The organism is Catenuloplanes japonicus (assembly GCF_000717135.1).
Taxonomy (GTDB): domain Bacteria; phylum Actinomycetota; class Actinomycetes; order Mycobacteriales; family Micromonosporaceae; genus Catenuloplanes; species Catenuloplanes japonicus.
The window spans coordinates 148,716-168,194 of record NZ_JNXY01000035.1; the positions used below are offsets into that span (position 1 = coordinate 148,716).

A 19,479-nucleotide genomic window follows, 5' to 3' on the forward strand; every position below is an offset into this window, starting at 1 on the left:
TCGCTGGAACGACATGGGTGACGCCCTGATCTCTGGACGAGGCTTGCGGGGTCAGCCGATCGGGCCCTCGCCTGCGGCCGGGGCGTCGGCGGCCGGGGCCTCCGCGTCGCCGGGCGGGGTGGCCGGGTCGCCGGTCGGGTCCAGGTCCGGCTGGGGGTCGGTGCCGGTGGTCGGGACCGGGTCGGTGGCGGCCGGCGTCCCGGCCGGGGCCGTGGGCTCGGGCGTGCCTGCCGGGGCGGTGGTGGCCGGGTCGGCGGGCAGCGTCTCGACCGGCGGCGCCGGGGTGAACGCCGGGTCCGGGTCGCCGTCGCCGCTCAGGAACGGGACCGTGGTCGCGCCGGCGGAACCGTCGCCGAACAGACCGGCCAGCGAGTCGCCGGCGATCAGTTCGAACGCGGTGATCGCCAGCATCGCGAGGACGAACATCGCGACCGTGGCCAGGCCGAGCCGCATCCAGTGGGCGCGGCGGCCGATGACCGGCTCGTCGTCGTCCGCCCGGTCGGCGAAACGCCCGCCGGCGGCCGTCGCGACGTCACCGTCGGTCCGGTCCGAAGCCGCACCGTCCGAAGCGGTCCCGTTCCGAGCCGTCCGGTCCGAAGCCGCGCCGGACGAACCCGCGCCGCCGGAAGCCGTGTCCCCCGACAGAGCGCGGCTCGCGGCCCGGCGGTCGACGACCGCGAAAGCCCCGCCCGCGTCGTCGGCGGCGTCCGGGTCCGGCGCCGGGTCGTGAGAGCGGAAGCCCGGCACCGCGTCGCGAGCGCCGGAATCCCCCGCCGCGTCGCGGGAACGGACATCCGCCGCGTCGCGGGAGCGGGAATCCGTGTCCGGGAAACCCAGGCCGGCCGACGCCATCGCCGCGGCACCGCCGGCAGCGGAAGCGTCGTCCCGCGGCACCGTCTCGTCGCCACCCCGTGAGGGAGCGCCCCGTGAAGGAGCGCCCTGTGAAGGGGCGGCCCGCGAGGGGCCGGCCCGTGAGGACGCGGCCCAGAGTGGCGGGCGGCCGGTCGCGCCGACGGCGGCGAGGGCCTGCTCCAGGCGTACCCCCTGGAGGCGTTTGTGGGCGTGTGTGAGGGAGTGGGCGTAGAGCTCCTGGCCGATCGTGGCGACCACGCTGGCGAGCGCGGCCCCCACGATCGTGCCGGTGACGCCCAGCCAGGACGCGCAGACCGCGGAGGAGACGGCGGCGAGCGTTCCGGCGGACAGCTTGACCATGTCGATCTTCGACCAGATCCGGCGGTCGTCCCTGTCTTTGTGGTCCTTGGTCATTCCGTGGCCCGTGCCCCTCCCTCGCGTCGGACGTCCCCGGAAGGACATACCCACCGGCCGGGAGCCAACCTCCTCTGTGATGGAACGAACGGGAGTGAATCTCAGGAGGCGCCGCTGGCCTGCCAGTTCAGCCGGACGAGAAGTTGCCGGGCCTGCTCGGCGACGTCGGGCGCGGCGGTGACCGCGTACTGGCCGGCCTGGAGCGTGCTGCGGGACGTGAAGTCGCGGCGACCGCCGGTGAGCGCGTGGGCGATGGCGCCGAAGACCGCGCCCCAGATGCCGCCGATCACGATGGCCACGAGCATGATGCCGAGCCAGCCGCCGTCGGTGAACAGGCCGAGCAGCAGTCCGATGAAGAATCCGAAGTAGGCGCCGCTGGCCAGGCCGGCGAGCGCGGCGCGGCCGGTGGTGAGGCGGCCGAGCACGTTCTCGACCAGGCGCAGGTCGGTGCCGATGATCGCGGTCTTCTCGACCGGGAACTGGTTGTCGGAGAGGTAGTCGACCGCGCGCTGGGCGGACTGGTAGTCGGGGTAGCTCGCGACCGTGACCGACGTGCCGGTCTCGCCGAGACCGAGCCCGCCGGGCGGCGTGGCCGGCACCTTGCCGGTGGGGCCGGGCGGGATGGGCGTGCCGGAATCAGGAACGGACATCGTGTGCCTCCATGGTGAGGATCCCGCAATACCCGAACGGATTACCCGTCTAACAGCGTGGCGCCGTCTCCGTATCGATGTGAATTCGTTGTGTGCCGGGTCACCGGGGACATCGGTCCCTGCCTGCGAGAATCTGGGCACCTCAAGATCCGTCCAGAGGGATCCAGCGGAGGGATGAACATGAGCGATGCATTCGTGCAGCTCTTGACACCGGACGGCGAACGCATCGAGACGTCGGCCGGGGCGGACGGTGTGGACTATTCCGCCGATTTTTCCGACGAGGAATATCGCATTTTTTACCGCGATATGGTGCTGGCCCGCCGATTGGACGCGGAGGGTGTGGCGCTGCAACGGCAGGGCGAGATGGCGCTGTGGGCCAGCCTCTACGGGCAGGAGGCGGCACAGATCGGCTCCGGCCGGGCGCTGCAGCCTCGGGACATGGCCTTCCCCAGCTACCGCGAGCACGGCGTGCTGCTCGCCCGTGGCCTGGACCCGCTGCTCCCGTTCGGGCTGTTCCGCGGCATCGACCACGGGGCGTGGGATCCGGCGGTGCACCGCACACACACCTACACGCTGGTCGTGGGCGCACACACCCTGCATGCCACGGGGTACGCCATGGGCGTGGCCATGGACCGCCGGGCCGGGCGCACGAACGGCGACGAGGCGGTGATCGCCTACTTCGGCGACGGCGCAACCGCGCAGGGCGACGTGAACGAGGCGTTCGTCTGGGCCGGCGTGCACCAGGCGCCGATCGTGTTCTTCTGCCAGAACAACCAGTTCGCGATCAGTGCGGGACCGGAGCGGCAGTCACGGGCACCGATCTTCCGGCGCGCGGCCGGCTTCGGCTTCCCCGGGCTGCGGGTGGACGGCAACGACGTGCTGGCCAGCTACGCGGTGACGCGGCACGCGCTGGACCGGGCGCGACGGGGCGAGGGACCGACGCTGATCGAGGCGTACACCTACCGGCGGGGCGCGCACACCACGTCGGACGACCCGTCGCGCTACCGGCCGGCCGCGGAGGAGGCGTCGTGGGCGGCCCGGGACCCGATCGCGCGGCTGGCGACGTTCCTTCGCAACCAGGGCATCGCGGACGAGGACTACGTCATGAAGATCGAGGAGGAGGCCCGGCACATCGCGGTCGAGCTGCGCGAACGGGTGCTGAACCTGCCGGATCGGGGACATGCCGCGATCTTCGACCACGTCTACCCGCACGGCTCGCCGCTGGTGGAGCGGCAGCGCACCCGATTCGAGGACTACCGGGCCTCGTTCCAGGCGTGACACCCGGGCACTGATCGGGTAAATCGCCCACGCGCCGTGCCTGATTCCCGACAAGACGGCCGCTCTGAGCAGCGCAAACCCCGACGAGCTGAGACGATCTCGCGATGCTTCGGATTGGTGCGATCGTGCTCGGCGTCTCCGACCTGCCTCGGGCGGTCCGATTCTGGGCCGAGGCGCTCGGCTACCTGATCAGCGCGGCCGAGGAGCGGGACGACTGGGTGGTGCTGGTGCCGGAGGACGGGCCGGGTACGCCACTGGTGCTCACGCTCAACTCCTCGGTCGCGGAGGAGCGGCCGCGCGCGCACGTGGACCTGTTCACGGACGGCGCGGCGGAGCAGGCCGCGGAGATCACCCGGCTGATCTCGATCGGCGGCGTGTTCGTGAGCTGGGACCGGCGGCCGGGCGAGCCGGACTTCGCGGTGCTGGCGGACACCGAGGGCAACCGCTTCTGCGTGGTGGACACCGGCACTGTCGATCTTGGATAGGCAGGCCGGGGGGACACGGACGTCTAGGCGCCCAGCTCGCGCCAGCTGGAGTAGTGCTGGACGGAGACGCCGTTGTAGGCCTCGTCGCCCGCCGCGGCCGTGTCCAGCGCGCCGAGCCGGGTGCCGAGCACGGTGGCGCCCTCCTCGGCGAACGTGCAGTGCGCGCAGTCGCCGAGCGGGGCGGTCTCCGCGCCGAGCCGGACCTTCCGGCCGGTCTGCGCGCCGCGGGCCAGCCAGTCGCGGCTGATCTCGTACATCGAGTTCGGCCCGGTGGCGGTGTCCCGGTAGCTCATCACGGTGACCGCGTCGACCCGGTCCAGGATCCCGGCCGCGAGATTGCCGCCGCCGGTCACGCTGACCTCGCCGTACCAGAACGCCACGTCCGCCTCGATCGGCAGCGTGGCACCGTCGCGCAGCCGGTCCAGCATGGACAGGTAGCGGGCGCCGAGCGTGGCACGGCCGGCCTCCCAGTCCGGCAGGACGTGCGGCTCCACGTCCACGTGCAGGCCGGCGAAGAGGCCGGTGGCGGTGACCGCCCGACGCCAGGCGACGGCCTGGGCCGGGTCGTTCACCCAGTCCGGCTCGCCGTTCAGCGCGATCAGCCGGATGCCGGCCGCGTCCGCGCGCCGGCGGATCTCGGCGAGCCGGGCCAGCTGCGGCGTGGCGGCGACGTTCGTCTCCACGTAGGCGAACAGCTCGGTGACGCCGTGCGCGGCCGCCCACGGCACGACCTCCGCGGCCTCGGTGCGGCTCCACAGCCACATGGCGCGGGCGCCGGCGCCGGTCTGCGGCGTGCCGACGCCGGTCATCCGGGGTGCGGCGATCGGGACCGCGGCGACGGCCAGCGCCAGCGCGGCCGAGGCCAGCTTCGTTCTCCACCGACCTGCCATCGCGCCGCCTCCGTGCGTCACCGGACGGGCGAGTCCGTGGATCCCCGGGCTCGCCCCGCCGCTCGTCCGTGAGCGGCGCGTCCGGAGTATCGGCGCGAAAATCCCCGGGCGGAGGGTTTTCCTGAAAAGATCGACGTTCTACTATACGCGAACCATATTCGCGTTAGTGAAGGGCCAGGTCCCATGCGCCGACGCCTCGTCATCCCCGCCGTTCTCACCCTCCTTCTGCTACCGGTTCCGCAGCCGGCGGCCGCTGCTGTCGTCGCCGCCACCGACTACTGCGCCGGCGAATGTTCCGACGTCCTGCCGCCGGGGCAGAACGGTGACGCCGACCTCCTGCAGATCCTCAGCCACCAGGCGTTCGGCACCATGCCGCCGCACTCGGCCGACCAGCTCGCGAAGTACGCGAACCTGGCCTACTCGTACACCGGCCTGACCGGGCAGCAGATCAACACCTTCTTCAACGACGCGTCGTACGGCGTGAGCGCGGGCCAGGCCGAGCGCACGTACTCGCCGCGGTCCGACGTGACGATCGTGCGTGACCGGGCGCTCGGCATCCCGCACGTCACCGGCACCACGCGGGCCGGGACCATGTTCGGCGCCGGATATGCGGGCGCGGAGGACCGGCTCTTCCTGATGGACCTGCTGCGGCGGGTCGCGCGCGGGCAGCTGACGCCGTTCGCCGGCGGCGCGGAGGGGAACCGTGAGCTGGAGCAGAGCGTCTGGCGCACGTCGCCGTACACGGAGGCCGACCTGACCGCGCAGGTCACCGCGCTGCGCGCATCATCGGCGCGGGGCCAGACGCTCTACGACGACGTCGTCTCCTACATCGCAGGCATAAATGCCTATATTTCGGCATGTATGAGTGCGCGGGACTGTCCGGGCGAATACGTGCTGACCGGGCACCTCGATGCGATCACGAACGCGGGCGGGCCGGAGCCGTTCGTGGTCAACGACCTGATCGCGGTCGCGGGCGTGATCGGCGGGCTGTTCGGCGGCGGCGGGGGCTTCGAGATGCAGTCCGCGCTGGTCCGGATCGCGGCGCGGGCCACGTACGGCACCACGGCGGGCGACGCGGTGTGGCAGCAGTTCCGGTCCGCCAATGATCCGGAGACCGTGCTGACGCTGCACAACGGGCAGTCGTTCCCGTACGGCGCCGGCAACCCGGACGCGGCCGGCGTGGCCATGCCGGACCCGAACCCGGTCCCGGCCCCGCTGGTCCACGACCAGACGGGTGCCGCACCTGCCGAGACCGGTCTCTCCGCCGCGCTCGGCTCGCTGGCCGGCGGCGCGCACCGCGGCATGTCGAACGCGGCCGTGGTCTCCGCCGCGCACTCCGCCACCGGTCATCCGGTCGCCGTGTTCGGGCCGCAGACCGGCTACTTCGCGCCGCAGCTGCTCATGCTGCAGGAGCTGCAGGGGCCCGGGATCAGCAGCCGGGGCATCGCGTTCGCCGGCCTGAACCTCTACACGCTGATCGGGCGCGGGCCCGATTACGCGTGGAGCGCCACATCGGCGGTCCAGGACATCACGGACACGTTCGCCGCGCAGCTCTGCAACCCGGGCGGCGGCGCGGTGAGCCCGGACTCCGCGTACTACCTGTTCCGCGGCCAGTGCGTCGCGATGGAGGCGCTGACCAGGACGAACGCGTGGACGCCCAGCACGGCGGACGCGACGCCGGCCGGGTCGTACCGGCTGACCGTGCAGCGCACCAGGTACGGGCTGGTGACGTGGCGCGGGACGGTCGGCGGCGTGCCCACCGCGTTCACCTCGCTGCGGTCGACCTACCGCCACGAGGCCGACTCCGCCATCGGGTTCCAGATGTTCAACGAACCCGACCAGATGGGTACGGCCGCGGCCTTCCAGAACTCGGCCGCGCAGATCCCGTTCGCGTTCAACTGGTTCTACGTCAACTCGCGCGACACGGCGTACCTGACCTCCGGCGCGCTACCGGTGCGCCACCCGGGCGCGGACCCGAACCTGCCGACCCGCACCGCGTACGAGTGGCAGGGCTGGAACCCGGACACGAACACCGCGTCCTACCTGCCGGTCTCCGCCACACCGAAGGCGGTCAACCAGGACTACTTCGTCAGCTGGAACAACCGGCAGGCCGCGAACTACCAGGCCGCGGACGGCAACTTCTCGTTCTCGTCCGTGCACCGCGCCGAACTGCTGGACAGGCCGCTGCGCGCCGCGGTCACGGCCGGCCGGAAGCTCGACCGGGCCGCGCTGACCGCGATCGTGCAGGACGCGGGCCTGGTGGACCTGCGCGGCGCGGAGGTGCTCGACGACCTGCTGCGCGTGCTGGACACGGCCGCGATCACCGATCCGGCGCTGCAGTCCGCGGTGACCAAGCTGCGCGCGTGGCAGGCCGGCGGCGCCCATCGGAAGGAGACCGCGAAGGGCTCCAAGGTGTACGCGCACGCGGACGCCATCCGGATCCTGGACGCCTGGTGGCCGCTGCTGGTCACCGCGCAGTTCCGGCCGCAGCTCGGCGACCCGCTGTTCCAGTCGCTGGTGAACACGTTGCAGATCAACGAGTCGCCGAGCGGCGGCCAGACCGGCCCGGTGTCGCAGCTGCCCGGCTCCGCGAACGAGGCCCAGGCGCACAAGGGCTCGTCGTTCCAGTACGGCTGGTGGGGCTGGGTGGAGAAGGACCTGCGCGCCGCGCTCGGCGAGAACGTGAGCGGCTGGCCGCGCACGTACTGCGGCGCGGGCGCGGTGGCGGCCTGCCGGACCGTGCTGCTGGACAGCCTCGCGGCCGCGGTGGCCCAGCCGGCCGCGACCACCTATCCGGGCGACGACCACTGCGCGGCCGGGAACCAGTGGTGCGCGGACGCGATCGTCCAGTCCCCGCTCGGCGGGATCGGGCACGACCTGATCGCGTGGCAGAACCGGCCGACGTACCAGCAGGTGGTGTCGTTCCCGGCGGGACGGCCGTAGCCCACCCCGCCGGGAACGATCGCGGCCTAGCCGCCCGCCGGCGCGGGGACCTGCACGTCCCCGCCCGGCGGCACCGGCAGGAACGTCGGGCAGCCCTTGGGCGGCTCGGTGCCGAGACAGCGCTGCATCACGTCGTAGAGGATGTAGCCGTCCGGGCCGAGCACCTTGACCAGCGCCTCGATCTGCTTGAGCTTCTCCTCGACGGTCGCGTTCTGCTCCTTGACCGCCTCACGCTCGGTGATCGCCACCTGCACCGCGGCCAGGCCGTCGACCAGCTCCTTGCGCGGCGCCGGCTTCTGCAGCGTGAGGTTGAACTGCACGAAGTACGCCTTGCCGCCGGTCGTGGCCATCACCGCGTTGCCCAGGTTCGCGTTGATCGCGGCCTCGAACTGCGCGCGCGTGTTCGGGTCGTTGTAGAGCGCGAGCCAGTCGTACTTCTGCGCCTCCGTGGCCAGCGCCTTGTTCAACGGCTGTCCGATGTAGAACCGCAGCATCTCCAGCCAGGTGTCCGTAGTCTGGCCGTCACCGTCCATCGTGGGCTGGAACTTGAGGCCGATCTCCTCGTGGAAGTCGCGGAGCATGCCACCGTCCGGGTCGCAGGACGTGTCCAGGTGGAACGTGAGCCCGCCGGAGACGGTCAGCTCCTGGTTGTCCTTGGACACCACGGTGTACGGGTTGCTCTCCGCGTCGTCGCCGCCCATGAAGTCGAAGTTCCGCTGGCCGGCCGGGTACTTGTAGTACTTCTCGCCCGGTCCGTCCCAGGTCCGGTTGTTCTCCGTCACGCACTCCTGATAGGTGGTGCTGGAGAACGCGCCGGCGTCGTAGTGCAGCGCCACCTGGTCCGACTCCGTGCTCACCGTCGAGCACCCCGTCAGCATCGGCACCATCAGCACCGCTGCCGCCGTCACCGCCACCGTCCGTCGCATGGTCCCCTCCCTTTGTTCCATCGTTGAACGAAGCGTAGGAAGCAGCGTCAACGCCGGGTATGCGGGATATGACCGGGAGCACATAGGGAGAAATTAGGTTTCACTCGGCAATTCGGTCACGCTCGGAGCATCCCTCCTAGTGAAAGAGTGTCGCGTTGACCCGCAACAGTCGTCTCCCCCTCCTCGCCACCGCCGCCGCGCTCCTCGTGCTCGCCACCTCCGGGTGCGGCACGCCCGAGAAGGCCACCGCCTCCCCGGCCGGCGCCACCGACGTGGCGCCCGTGACGTCCGCCACGACCTCCCCGGCCGGCAGCGCCGGTGCCGCCACGGACGGCCACGCCGGCATCCTGACCACCCCGGTCTCGGACGGGATCACGCTGCGGGTGACCGGCAAGGCGGGCGTGGCGGCCCAGATCTCCTACGCGATCAACCGGGTGGAGACGGAGGACGACGCCGCGACCCTGCCCTGGCAGCGGACCGCGGACCCGGCCGGCACGGTGTCCCGCATCTCGCTGATCGCGATGTCCCGGGACACGGACGATCTCTCCTGCGAGATCTTCGTCGACGGTGTCTCGGTCCTCACCGCGCAGGCCGGCGCGCAGACCGGCGGCGTCGCCAGCTGCGAGTGGACGAACAAGGACCTCTGAGCGCACGCTATCCGGCGATGCGCAGCGAGATCCACAGTGCCACGGTGCCGGCCACGATCGTGACCGGCACCGTGATCACGCCGAGCCGCATGAAGCGCCGGTTGCCCGGCCGGTGGTCGTGCGCGTGCAGCACCTGCCGCCAGAGCAGCGTCGCCAGCGAGCCGACGTAGGTCAGGTTCGGGCCGAGGTTCACGCCGAGCAGCACGGCCAGCGTCAGGCCCGGGTTCCCGGCGGTCAGCGGCACCAGCATCAGCGTGGCCGGCAGGTTGTTGAGCAGGTTCGCCAGCAGCGCGGCCAGCGCGGCCGCGGCCAGCAGGCCGGGCAGCGTGGCACGGTCCGGCACCAGGTGGCCGACCACTGTGCCGAAGCCGGAGTCGCGCACGGCCAGCACCACGATCCCGAGCGTGGGAACGAAGATCAGGAACGCCGGGTGTACGGCCCGGAGCAGCCGACGGCCCTCGTCGAGCGGGGCCCGCCACATCCGGGGTACGGCCAGCACGAGCGCGCCCAGCGCCGCGACCCACCCCGGATGCACCCCGAACACCTCGCCCACCGGGAACCCGATCAGCGTGGCGGCCAGCACGGCCAGCGCCACGCCGGGCGGGCGCGGCGCGGCGGGCGTGTCCACCGTGGAGCGCGCGCCGGAGGTGGCGGCGACGTCCGGCCCGCGTGCCGCTTCCGGTGCGAACGCGCCCGGCACGGCCGCCGGATCCCCCGTCGCGGGAACGGCCGGAGACACCGCGGGAACGGCCGGAGACACCGCGGGAACGGCCGGAGACACCGCGGGAACGGCCGGAGACACCGCGGGAACGGCGGGAGACGCCGGCGCGGCTGCCGGCGGCGGCACGGGGACGGCCGGGGCGACGACCGGCGCCGGAACGGCCTGCGACGCGCCGGGCCCGGCGCCGTCCACCGCCGCGAGCGTGCGCAGATCCTTCGCGAAGAAGAGCCGGAAGATGACGTACTCGGCCGCGATGACCACCAGCCAGGGCAGCGCCATCAGGCCCGCGAAGCTCGCGAACGTCAGGCCGCTGGCCGCGAACGCCAGCAGGTTCGTCAGGTTGGAGACCGGCAGCAGCAGCGACGCCGAGTTGGCCAGGTGGGCGCAGGCGTAGACGTGCGGCGAGGTGGGCGCGCGCATCGCGCGGGCGGTCCGGAGCACCACCGGCGTGAGCAGCACCACGGTCGCGTCCAGGCTGAGCACGGCCGTGACCAGCGACGCCAGCACGAACACGATGCCGAGCAGCCGCGCGGGCGAGCCCTTCCCGCGTGCGGCCGCGATCCGGCCCGCCCAGGCGAACACGCCGGCCTCGTCCGCGAGCGCGGACAGCACCAGCACCGCGGCCAGGAACGCCACGGTCGGGCCCAGCTCCACGACCTCGTCCCAGGCCGCCCGCCGCCCGACCAGGCCGGTCAGCACCACCAGCAGCGCGGCGGGCACGGCCGCGGTCGCCTCGGGGAGCCCGCGTGGGCGGGCCACCGCGAACGCGAGCACGACCGCCAGCACCAGCAGCGCCACTATCGTGTCCATGACGCCCACCCGAAACCGTGATCCGAAAAACCGCCGTCGCCCGGATTACCCGCGCGAGCCTTTCCTCACGCGGGAGCTGCGACACAGGTTTTGACCTTGCGGCCACGGATGCCGCAGCCCGCGGGAGCACGCGGAACCCGGCCCCGGCGGAAGCGGGCATATCGGAATTTTGACCCTGCTTTTGCTGGTCAGGGTGCATTTCCGGCAAGCGGCGGGAATGCACCCGGCCGGGTGGGCGGTGACCGGGGGCGGGGACTGTGGACGGCCGGGTTCCGTCGATAGTGGCCGAAAGGGGGCACTGGGCGGACTGATTACCAGGGCCACCTAGTAACTTGTCCCGAGTGAAATCGCCTCGAGTTGCGCCCGACGAGGGCGCGGCGGACGTCTCGCGCGGTGCCAAGATCTCCCCGTTGCATTCGCTCGACCCCACTGAGCTGGGTAAATACCAGATCAAGGGGCGTCTGGGCGAGGGCGGGATGGGCACCGTCTACCTCGCGGAGGACGAGGGGCGGCAGGTCGCGGTCAAGGTGATCCGGGCCGACCTGGCGGCGCAGCCGGACTTCCGGCGGCGGTTCCGCAGCGAGGTGAACCGGGCCAAGCAGGTGCCGCCGTTCTGCACCGCGGAGGTGCTGGACGCGGACCCCGACCACGAGTACCCCTACCTGGTGGTCGAGTTCGTGGACGGGCCGAGCCTGGCCGACGTGGTCGAGGAGCAGGGCCCGCTCAGCTCGGCGAACCTGCACGGGCTGGCGATCGGCATGGCGACCGCGCTGGTCGCGATCCACGGCGCCGGCGTGGTCCACCGTGACCTGAAGCCGCGCAACGTGCTGCTGCCGCCGGGCAGCCCGAAGGTGATCGACTTCGGCATCGCACGGGCGACGGACGCGACCAGCCACGTCACGAAGACGCACGAGATGCTGGGCACGGTCGCCTACATGCCGCCGGAGCGCCTGGACACCGCGTCGAAGGTGCAGACCACCCCGAAGGCGGACATCTTCGCCTGGGGCGTCGTGGTGATGTACGCGGGCACCGGGCGGACGCCGTTCCAGGACGCGTCGATGCCGCTGACCGCGATGCGCATCATCTCGGAGGAGCCGGACCTGGAGGGTCTGACCCCGGAGCTGCGCAAGGTGGTGGCCGCGGCGCTGGCGAAGAAGCCGGCCGACCGGCCGACCGCGCGCAAGCTGCTCGACATGCTGCTGGACGGCTCCGGCGAGGCCACGGACGAGCTGCCGCCGCCGGAGATGGTCGCGCTGATGGAGTCCGCCGCGGCGGAGAAGGCGGTCCCGGTCGCCGCCGCGGCCCCGGCGCCGGTCCGGCCGGCACGCAAGCGCACCGGGCTGATAGCGACGCTGGCCGGCGTGGTGACGGCCGTGGTGCTGGCCGCGGCGATCGGCATCCCGGTGGTGATGGACCGGTTCGCCTCGGCCGGGCCGGACGGTCCGGGCGGCGTCGACCGGGCCGGCGTCGACGGCCCGAGCGCGGGCCCCGAGGACGGCACGGCCGAGGACGGCGAGCCCGGCGCGGAGACCGGCACCGGCGACGCGGCCCCGGTACCGCTGGCCATCGGCGACGGCGGCCAGGAGCTGACGGATCCGTTGTCCTCCGGTGCGAAGTGGCCCGCGAACAGCGGGTTCGGCGGTGACTGCGCGAACAGCGGCGGCCAGATGTCGATCAGCATGCTGTCCGACGGCTGGTTCAAGTGCACCGGGCCGCAGGACGTGTTCGGCGGCGAGCAGCAGATCTCGGTCACCACCACGCTGGTCACGCCGGGCGCATGCGCGTCGATCTGGTTCCTGATGAACGACCCGGACGGCTACGTGCTGCACGCCTGCCAGAACGAGTTCCGCCTGGAGCGGCAGCCGATCGGCGGCGCAAAGACCGTGATCGGCACGAAGTCCCTGCCGAGCCCGGTCGCGCTCGGCACGTCCTTCCGGCTGACGATCCTGATCGGCGGCGACCGGGTCACGCTGTGGCGCGACTCCGCGCAGGTCGCGGTGATCGACTGGCCGGGACGCCCGTCCTCCGGCAAGGTCACGCTCGGCTCGTCCGGCGACGCCCAGAAGAACCCGCCGCCCTACACGGTACGGCTGAAGGACATCACGGTCCGGTCCACGCGCTGACCGGTGGTTCAGTGGAAGTCGGTGGCGGTGCCGGTCGACGGGAGCTGCGGCATGGCGGAGATCGCCCGCGCGTAGTTGTCGACCTGGCGCTGCCCCGCGGCCGCGCCCATGCCGCGCAGGCGCTGGGCCAGCTCGGTGCGGACCGCCTCCTCCGGCAGGCCGCGGTGGGTGGCCATCACCTGGGTCACCACCCAGTCGATCCGCATCTGCACCTGCCAGCCGACCGGGCGGATGTCGGGGGCGGCGGGGTCGAACCGCACCTTTTCGTTGTCGCGCATGTCCTCGACGGTAGGAAACAGGGTGCGGCCAGGGAAGATGCCGCGGGCCGTTACAACCGAGCGGCAACCGAACCGCTCCCGTGCGTCGCGTGTGCGCTTGCATGACGGGGTGGAGAGCGGTAGTCCTGATCTGACATTCGTCGATCTCGGAGGGCCACTGTGAAGCATCGCCGCACCACGCTCGCGGCACTGACCGCCACCACACTAGCCGCCACCATGATCAGCGCAACGCCGGCTTCGGCCTATAAACCCCAGATCGCACCCACCGCCACCGGGTACGGCGGCGCGGTCGCCTCGGTCGACCCGACCGTCACCGCGGTCGGCCTGGAGGTGCTGCGCAACGGTGGCAACGCGGTCGACGCCGCGATCGCGGCCGCGGCGACGATCGGGGTGACGGAGCCGTTCTCGGCCGGCATCGGCGGCGGCGGGTTCTTCGTCTACTACGACGCGCGCACCCGGAAGGTGCACACGATCGACGGCCGGGAGGCCGCACCCGCGTCCCTGCGGGAGAACTCGTTCCAGAACGCGGACGGCACCGCGCTGGACTTCAACGCGGCCCGGGTCAGCGGCCTGTCCGTCGGCGTCCCCGGCACGCTCGCGACCTGGGAGGCCGCGGCCGACAGGTGGGGCAGCCGGCCGCTCGGCGAGCTGCTGCGCCCGGCCGCGGACGTGGCCGACCGGGGCTTCACCGTGGACGCCACGTTCAACGCGCAGGTCGCGGCGAACGCGGCGATCTTCGGGCAGTTCGACTCGTCGTCGGAGCTCTACCTGCCCGGCGGCGCGCCGCCCGCGGTCGGCTCCACGTTCCGGAACCCGGATCTCGCGGACACGTACCGGCTGATCGCGAAGAAGGGCACCGACGTCTTCTACTCCGGCGCGGTGGCCCGGGACATCGCCGCGGCCGTGCAGCACCCGCCGGTCTCGGACACCCCGATCGGCACCTGGGCGCACCCGATCCGGCCGGGCGGCCTGACCGTCCGCGACCTGGACCGCTACCAGGCCCGGTTCCCGGCGCCGACCCGCGCGGGCTACCGGGGGCTGGACGTCTACGGCATGGCCACGCCGTCCAGCGGCGGCGCCGCCGTGGGCGAGGCGCTCAACATCCTGGAGGGGTACGACCTGGGCGCGCTGGACGACGCGGACGCGCTGCACCGCTACCTGGAGGCGTCCGCGCTCGCGTTCGCGGACCGGAACCGCTACGTCGGCGACTACACGCGCCGATCGGTGCTGGACGAGCTGCTGAACGACCGGTTCGCCGCCGAGCGCCGGTGCCAGATCAGCCCGACCGCCGCGCTGCCCAAGCCGGTCGCGCCGGGCAACCCGGACGGGCGCTACACCGGCTGTGCCGCCGCGGCCGCGGGCGTGCCGGACACGGACCAGAGCATCAGCACCACCCACCTGACCGTGGCCGACAAGTGGGGCAACGTGGTGTCGTTCACGTTCACCATCGAGCAGATCGGCGGCGCCGGGATCGTGGTGCCGGGTCGTGGCATCCTGCTGAACAACGAGCTGACCGACTTCAACTTCACGCCCACGCAGGGTACGGCCGCGGACCCGAACCTGCCCGGCCCCGGCAAGCGGCCGCGCAGCTCCATGTCGCCGACGATCGTGCTCAAGGACGGTAAGCCGTTCGTGGCGGTCGGTTCGCCCGGTGGCGCCACCATCATCACCACGGTGCTGCAGATCCTGGTCAACCGGATCGACCTGGGCATGACGCTGCCGCAGGCGCTGGCCGCCCCGCGCGCGTCGCAGCGCAACTCCGCGGCGCCGCAGGCCGAGCCCGCGTTCATCGCCGCGTACGGCGCGGATCTGACCGCGCTCGGCCAGCCGGCCTTCGTGTCCACGGCGGAGATCGGGGCCGCGACCGGCATCGAATTCGGGCGGAACGGGCAGCTCACGGCCGTGGCAGAGCCGGTTCGGCGGGGCACCGGGGCCGCCGGGGTGGTCCGCACCGGACGGTAGGCGACGCCCGGGTGTCCGGCCGGTGCGACAGACCGCGACATTCGGGCCTGGCGTTCCTGGCGTAAGAGTCGTACGCTGAGCGCAGAAAAGGGTTGACCACCTTCCCCCGTGGGTGGTCAACCCTTTTTCGATGCCTGGATGTGTGCGTCTGGTCACTGATCGGATACGTACCGCGCCGCTGCTCCCTAGCCTTGAGCCATGCACCTGCTCTGCGAGCCGTACCTGCTCGATCCCCAGCCCGGCTCCGTCACCGTCGTCTGGCACACCGCGTCGCCGGGCATGGTCAACGCGGTGCTGCTCGGTGCGTTCTCCCCCGCCGACCTCGCCGCCGCGCTCGAGGGCGGGGTGCCCGGCGTTCGCGTGGTGCGGGCGGAGACGCTGCCGCTGAGCCGGATGCGGGAGGACGCGGAGTCCCGGGCGCCCGGCGGGCCGTACGACGGCGTGGTGGCCCGGCCGGTGCACCGCCAGCTCGCGGTCGTCGACGGGCTGCCGGACGCGCGGACGCCGTACCGCGTGGTCTCGGTCTCCGGCGACGGCGGCATCGCGCTCTCCGGCGCCCACACGCTGCGCGGCGCGCTCCCGGCCGGCACCCCGGTGCAGCTGCTGCTCACCAGCGACCACCAGCTCGGCCCGATGGTCCCGGCCAACCTGGAGCTGGCCGCGGAGACCGCGGGCGAGCTGAACGGCGTGCTCTTCGCCGGCGACATGATCAACGTGGTGGACCGGGCCAGCGACTGGTTCGACCACACGAACGGGCGCGCGTTCTTCGCCGGTTTCGGCGGGCGGGCCTCGTGGACCGCGGCCGGGCGCACGTTCACCGGCGCGCCGATCATCTCGTCCGCGCCGCTCTACCCCACGATCGGCAACCACGAGGTGATCGGGCGCTGGTCCACGGCGTCGTCGCTGGAGTTCCAGTTCGAGGACGCGGTGCCGGGCGACTGGGACCTGAGCACGTACGAGGCGATGTTCCCGGTCCCGGCCAGCCCGACCGGCGGCCCGCGCTGGTGGGCGCGCACGATCGGCGACGTGTTCGTGGTGTCACTGTTCGGCACGGAGATCTGGCGGCCGGAGCGCCCCGGCACGCGCGGCACCTACGGCGAGCGGCCGGAGGACCGGGACGCGCCCGAGCGGTGGGGGCACGGCCGGTTCATCTTCACACCGATCGGCAAGGGGTCGCCGCAGTACGCGTTCCTGGTGTCCGCGCTCGCGTCCGAGGAGGCGCGGAACGCCACCTACCGCGTGGTGATGTTCCACCACCCCAGCCACGGGCTCGGGTTCAACTCGGTTCCCGCGTACACCGACCCGGTGCCGGTGATCACGGACGACGCGGTCCGGTACGAGTATCCGCTGGCCGACGACCACATCCTGCGCGACCTGGCGCCGGTCTTCTCCGCGTACTACGTGAACCTGGTCCTCAACGGCCACTCGCACGTGTGGGCCCGGTTCCGCGACGAGGCCGGCGTCAACTGGCTGGAGACGTCCAACGTGGGCAACACGTGGGGCGCCTACCACAAGCTGTCCGGCCGCTTCCGGCTCGCACCGGACGGCCCGGACTACGTGCTGCAGGGCGACCCGGGCGGTCTGGAGCCGATCCTGCCGACCGTGGCGCCGCTGACCGACGCGGAGGGCACGCCGCTGCCGTTCGTGGCCAGCAACGAGATCACCGCGTTCACGCTGCTGGACTCCGCCGCCGGCATGGTCCGCTCCTACCGCTACGACACCGCCGCCGGCGGCGACGTGGTCCTGTTCGACGAGTTCCCGCTGTGACGGGTCAGCGGCCGGTCGCGCCGTCGATCAGCTCGCGCAGGATGTCCGCGTGGCCGGCGTGCCGGCCGGTCTCCTCGATCATGTGGGTGAGCACCCACCGTTTCGTGGGCGGCAGGCCGCGGCCGGGCGGGCGGGGCGCGGGCAGGCTCAGGTCCGTCCAGGTGGCGATGGCGTCGTTCGCGTCCGCGATCGCCCGCCGGTAGTCCGCGATCAGCCCGTCCACGGTCTCGTCCTTCGCCGGTCGGAACGTGCCGCGAAGGTTCGCGATCGGCGTGCCGAGGAAGTAGAACCGCTCGACCGCCGTCAGGTGCTTGACCAGCCCGAGCAGGTTCGTGCCGGACGGCACGCCGGCCGTGCGCACCTGCGGCTCCGGCACGCCCGCCACCTTCTCGATCACGGCGTTGCGCGGGTAGTCCAGGAAGCCCCGCAGGGTGGCCGCCTCGCCCGGTTCGGTCCAGCCCGGCCCGAGGTCCCCTCGCTTGCGCGGGCTCACCGGGTCACCAGCAGCACGTTGTCGGTGACGGTCGCGGTCCGGCCGCCCGGTCCGGTCGCCCGGCGCCGCGGCGTGTCCGCACGCAGGATCGACCACTCCGCCGGGTCCAGGCCGATCTCGGCCGCGACCTCCTCCGGCGTCGCATGGTGCGTGTCCGGGTCCTGGTTCCACGACCAGGGCGCCGCGGAACCGTGATCGACGACCAGCAGCAGCCCGCCGGGTCGCAACGCCTCCGCCGCCGTGCGCAGCACCCGTGCCCGGGGCAGCGCGAACGGCGTCTGGAAGTACTGCGCCGAGATCAGATCGAACTCCCCCGCCGGGAAGCTCTCCGCCAGGTCGTGCCGCGCGGTCGTGACCCGCTCCCCGAGACCGGCGCCGGCCGCGTGCGCCCGCAGCCCGTCGACCGCCGCATGCGCGATGTCGACCGCCGTGACGTGCCACCCGCGCTCCGCGAGCCAGATCGTGTCGCCGCCCGCCCCGCAGCCCAGGTCGAGCGCCAACCCCGGCCTCAGCGGCGTGGCAACCTCGACGAGCAGCGGATTCGCCCGCCCGCCCCAGGTGCGCCGCGTGCGGTAGTGCTGTTCCCAGAATGAGGCCGGTGTGCTCGTGTTCATGCCGCCCAGCATCACGACCGGGCTTCCCTCCTTGCAAGAAATCTTGCGGATCCGCAAGATTGCCGTCATGGGAGACGCCGAGAACGACGTGCTGGCCGCCGTCGGCCCGCGCCTGCGCGCGCTGCGCCGGACCCGCGGGGTCACGCTGGAGGTGCTGGCGGCGGAGACCGGGCTGACCGCGAGCACACTGTCGCGGCTGGAGAACGGCAGGCTCCGGCCGACGCTGGAGCAGCTTCTGCCGCTGGCCCGAGCGCATGACGTGCCGCTCGACGACCTGGTGGCCGCGCCGCCCACCGGGGATCCGCGCATTCATCTGCGGCCGGTACGGCGGTTCGGCGTGACAGTGGTGCCGTTGACCAGGCGGCCGGGTGGGGTGCAGGCATATAAGGTGATTTATCCGCCGGCGGCAAGGTCGGCGACTCTGGATCTTCAAACCCATGATGGGTACGAATGGTTCTACGTCCTCAACGGGCGGGTTCGCTTCGTGCTCGGGGAGCAGGAGTTCCAGTTGGGTGAGGGGGAGGCGGCGGAGTTCGACACGCGAGTGCCGCACTGGATCGGCAGCGCGGACGAACGGCCGGCGGAACTGCTCACTCTGTTCGGACCTCAAGGGGAACGGGCGCATATAGCTGGCGGGCGTTGAAGTCCGCTTGCTCGGTGGGGCTTCGGGGTCGGGTCCTGCTTCTGCCGCCTGCGACTTTGCCTCCGGCGTCTCTGCCTCCGGCGGCCCTCCGGGGGGAGCCAAGCGACACCGGGGCAGCGGAAAGGCCACTTCAACTACACTGCCCGATTCCCGTGGGTGGCTGGGTTTCGTACGGCCTGGCTGCCCCGTATGCCATCGACCCGGGACAAGCCGAGCAGATCATCGGCAGGGCCGCCAGCTTTGGTCTGTCGCGCGGCGGCAGGCCGGCTGCTTACGGGTCTTCTGGTCGCGCTGGGTGATCCGGTTCGGGTTCGTCGTGGTCCGGAGGCCACTCACGATTCCAGGCTTGCCGGCGGTGCGTTGGTGGCGGCCCTGCCGATGATCTGCACCCCTGCGGGCGGGTCGACGGCATACGGGGCAGCCAGGCGGTCACCTTCGTGCGTGGTCCACAACCGAGATCAAAAACCGTGCTCCGCACGCGAAGACGCGCCGCGCTCCTAGCCGCGCTCGCAAAGACGCGCCGCACTCCTGGGATGCGCACACGAAGATGCGCCACATTCCTGGGATGCGCACGCAAGACACGCCGCGTTCCTAGGCTGCGCTCGGCGGATGCGTCGCGCGGGCGGAGGTGGCTGTGCGTGAGGAAAACAGGCGAGGATCGGGCACCGCGCGCCCGATATCTCAACATTTTCCTTCTCGAACCACGGGCTATCCATCTACAGAGATCGCAAGGTCAGCCGCCGAAATCCGAAGCCCAGAAAGGTGTTCGGCGCGTGATCAACGGGCGCTCCGCGCCCGAAATTTCGGCACATAGCAGGCCGGGACGCAACCGACGAACTCACCTGACCCCGAAAGCTCTAAATCGGTCCACAGACAATCCCTGTACCACAGCGCTACAGCACCGCCGTGTGCGACCAAGCCAGCAACCCTCGATCTACCCGTGCGCTCAAACCTCAACAGCGCACCCCGCAAAACCACTGCCC

16 protein-coding genes are annotated in these 19,479 nt (G+C 72.0%); 8 read left to right on the forward strand and 8 right to left on the reverse strand.

Features of this window, described 5'->3' with window-relative positions:
- Window positions 1–51: 51 nt before the first annotated feature.
- On the reverse strand, window positions 52–1,266 hold the full coding sequence (locus OP04_RS39910; protein ID WP_033345152.1) for a hypothetical protein: 1,215 nt from the start codon (window positions 1,264–1,266) through the stop codon (window positions 52–54).
- A gap of 101 nt (window positions 1,267–1,367) precedes the next feature.
- A complete protein-coding gene (locus tag OP04_RS39915; protein ID WP_033345153.1) occupies window positions 1,368–1,916 on the reverse strand; it encodes a general stress protein in 549 nt (182 codons plus the stop codon).
- Between the two features lie 180 nt (window positions 1,917–2,096).
- Between OP04_RS39915 and OP04_RS39920 the strand changes: the two genes are divergently transcribed.
- Together OP04_RS39920 and OP04_RS39925 are read left to right on the forward strand one after the other, a co-directional pair.
- On the forward strand, window positions 2,097–3,194 hold the full coding sequence (locus tag OP04_RS39920) for a thiamine pyrophosphate-dependent dehydrogenase E1 component subunit alpha (RefSeq protein ID WP_408606841.1): 1,098 nt from the start codon (window positions 2,097–2,099) through the stop codon (window positions 3,192–3,194).
- Window positions 3,195–3,298: 104 nt separating this feature from the next.
- Entirely contained in the window at window positions 3,299–3,679 is a 381-nt protein-coding gene (locus OP04_RS39925) for a VOC family protein (protein WP_033345154.1), read from the forward strand.
- A gap of 23 nt (window positions 3,680–3,702) precedes the next feature.
- Here OP04_RS39925 and OP04_RS39930 read toward each other — a convergent pair whose 3' ends face one another.
- The gene (locus tag OP04_RS39930) at window positions 3,703–4,569 is read right to left on the reverse strand and encodes a hypothetical protein (protein WP_157240999.1); all 867 of its coding nucleotides are present in this window, start codon (window positions 4,567–4,569) and stop codon (window positions 3,703–3,705) included.
- A 183-nt stretch (window positions 4,570–4,752) separates the two neighbouring features.
- Here OP04_RS39930 and OP04_RS39935 point away from each other — a divergent pair, with 183 nt between their 5' ends.
- Window positions 4,753–7,512: a penicillin acylase family protein gene (locus OP04_RS39935; RefSeq protein ID WP_085067147.1), complete on the forward strand. Its 2,760-nt coding sequence runs from the start codon at window positions 4,753–4,755 to the stop codon at window positions 7,510–7,512.
- A gap of 26 nt (window positions 7,513–7,538) precedes the next feature.
- Here the strand turns inward: OP04_RS39935 and OP04_RS39940 are convergent, their stop codons facing one another.
- Window positions 7,539–8,438, reverse strand: coding sequence for an SPFH domain-containing protein (locus OP04_RS39940; RefSeq protein ID WP_051799801.1), 900 nt, complete (start codon window positions 8,436–8,438; stop codon window positions 7,539–7,541).
- Window positions 8,439–8,593: 155 nt separating this feature from the next.
- Here OP04_RS39940 and OP04_RS39945 point away from each other — a divergent pair, with 155 nt between their 5' ends.
- Window positions 8,594–9,085 carry an MmpS family transport accessory protein gene (locus tag OP04_RS39945; protein WP_033345156.1) on the forward strand — a complete coding sequence of 164 codons (492 nt, stop codon included), beginning with the start codon at window positions 8,594–8,596 and terminating at the stop codon, window positions 9,083–9,085.
- Window positions 9,086–9,092: 7 nt separating this feature from the next.
- Here the strand turns inward: OP04_RS39945 and OP04_RS39950 are convergent, their stop codons facing one another.
- Entirely contained in the window at window positions 9,093–10,616 is a 1,524-nt protein-coding gene (locus OP04_RS39950) for an SLC13 family permease (RefSeq protein WP_033345214.1), read from the reverse strand.
- A 341-nt stretch (window positions 10,617–10,957) separates the two neighbouring features.
- On the opposite strand from OP04_RS39950, the gene OP04_RS50635 reads away from it, so the two are divergent.
- Complete coding sequence (locus OP04_RS50635; RefSeq protein WP_232323915.1) at window positions 10,958–12,739, forward strand: serine/threonine protein kinase; 1,782 nt, start codon at window positions 10,958–10,960, stop codon at window positions 12,737–12,739.
- An 8-nt stretch (window positions 12,740–12,747) separates the two neighbouring features.
- On the opposite strand, the gene OP04_RS39960 is transcribed toward OP04_RS50635, so the two are convergent.
- Window positions 12,748–13,017 (reverse strand): hypothetical protein, encoded by a 270-nt coding sequence (locus tag OP04_RS39960; RefSeq protein ID WP_051799803.1) that lies wholly within the window; start codon window positions 13,015–13,017, stop codon window positions 12,748–12,750.
- A 216-nt stretch (window positions 13,018–13,233) separates the two neighbouring features.
- Here OP04_RS39960 and ggt point away from each other — a divergent pair, with 216 nt between their 5' ends.
- Window positions 13,234–14,979 (forward strand): gamma-glutamyltransferase, encoded by a 1,746-nt coding sequence (gene ggt, locus OP04_RS39965; RefSeq protein WP_051799812.1) that lies wholly within the window; start codon window positions 13,234–13,236, stop codon window positions 14,977–14,979.
- Window positions 14,980–15,177: 198 nt separating this feature from the next.
- On the forward strand, window positions 15,178–16,746 hold the full coding sequence (locus OP04_RS39970) for a metallophosphoesterase family protein (RefSeq protein WP_033345157.1): 1,569 nt from the start codon (window positions 15,178–15,180) through the stop codon (window positions 16,744–16,746).
- 4 nt (window positions 16,747–16,750) lie between these two features.
- Here OP04_RS39970 and OP04_RS39975 read toward each other — a convergent pair whose 3' ends face one another.
- Together OP04_RS39975 and OP04_RS39980 are read right to left on the reverse strand one after the other, a co-directional pair.
- Window positions 16,751–17,239 carry a DinB family protein gene (locus OP04_RS39975; protein WP_033345158.1) on the reverse strand — a complete coding sequence of 163 codons (489 nt, stop codon included), beginning with the start codon at window positions 17,237–17,239 and terminating at the stop codon, window positions 16,751–16,753.
- Window positions 17,236–17,853, reverse strand: coding sequence for an SAM-dependent methyltransferase (locus tag OP04_RS39980; RefSeq protein ID WP_033345218.1), 618 nt, complete (start codon window positions 17,851–17,853; stop codon window positions 17,236–17,238). Before OP04_RS39980 ends, OP04_RS39975 begins: the two co-directional genes overlap by 4 nt.
- A 67-nt stretch (window positions 17,854–17,920) precedes the next feature.
- On the opposite strand from OP04_RS39980, the gene OP04_RS39985 reads away from it, so the two are divergent.
- Complete coding sequence (locus OP04_RS39985) at window positions 17,921–18,496, forward strand: helix-turn-helix domain-containing protein (protein ID WP_033345219.1); 576 nt, start codon at window positions 17,921–17,923, stop codon at window positions 18,494–18,496.
- The last annotated feature ends 983 nt before the right edge of the window (window positions 18,497–19,479 follow it).

Coding starts and splice junctions, on each gene's coding strand:
- ggt (WP_051799812.1), top strand. CDS start 13,234: ATGATCAGCGCAACGCCGGCTTCGGCCTATAAACCCCAGATCGCACCC.
- OP04_RS39960 (WP_051799803.1), bottom strand. CDS start 13,017: ATGCGCGACAACGAAAAGGTGCGGTTCGACCCCGCCGCCCCCGACATC.
- OP04_RS39970 (WP_033345157.1), top strand. CDS start 15,178: ATGCACCTGCTCTGCGAGCCGTACCTGCTCGATCCCCAGCCCGGCTCC.
- OP04_RS39915 (WP_033345153.1), bottom strand. CDS start 1,916: ATGTCCGTTCCTGATTCCGGCACGCCCATCCCGCCCGGCCCCACCGGC.
- OP04_RS39950 (WP_033345214.1), bottom strand. CDS start 10,616: ATGGACACGATAGTGGCGCTGCTGGTGCTGGCGGTCGTGCTCGCGTTC.
- OP04_RS39920 (WP_408606841.1), top strand. CDS start 2,097: ATGAGCGATGCATTCGTGCAGCTCTTGACACCGGACGGCGAACGCATC.
- OP04_RS39940 (WP_051799801.1), bottom strand. CDS start 8,438: ATGCGACGGACGGTGGCGGTGACGGCGGCAGCGGTGCTGATGGTGCCG.
- OP04_RS39930 (WP_157240999.1), bottom strand. CDS start 4,569: ATGGCAGGTCGGTGGAGAACGAAGCTGGCCTCGGCCGCGCTGGCGCTG.
- OP04_RS39980 (WP_033345218.1), bottom strand. CDS start 17,853: ATGAACACGAGCACACCGGCCTCATTCTGGGAACAGCACTACCGCACG.
- OP04_RS39910 (WP_033345152.1), bottom strand. CDS start 1,266: ATGACCAAGGACCACAAAGACAGGGACGACCGCCGGATCTGGTCGAAG.
- OP04_RS39985 (WP_033345219.1), top strand. CDS start 17,921: ATGGGAGACGCCGAGAACGACGTGCTGGCCGCCGTCGGCCCGCGCCTG.
- OP04_RS39935 (WP_085067147.1), top strand. CDS start 4,753: ATGCGCCGACGCCTCGTCATCCCCGCCGTTCTCACCCTCCTTCTGCTA.
- OP04_RS39925 (WP_033345154.1), top strand. CDS start 3,299: ATGCTTCGGATTGGTGCGATCGTGCTCGGCGTCTCCGACCTGCCTCGG.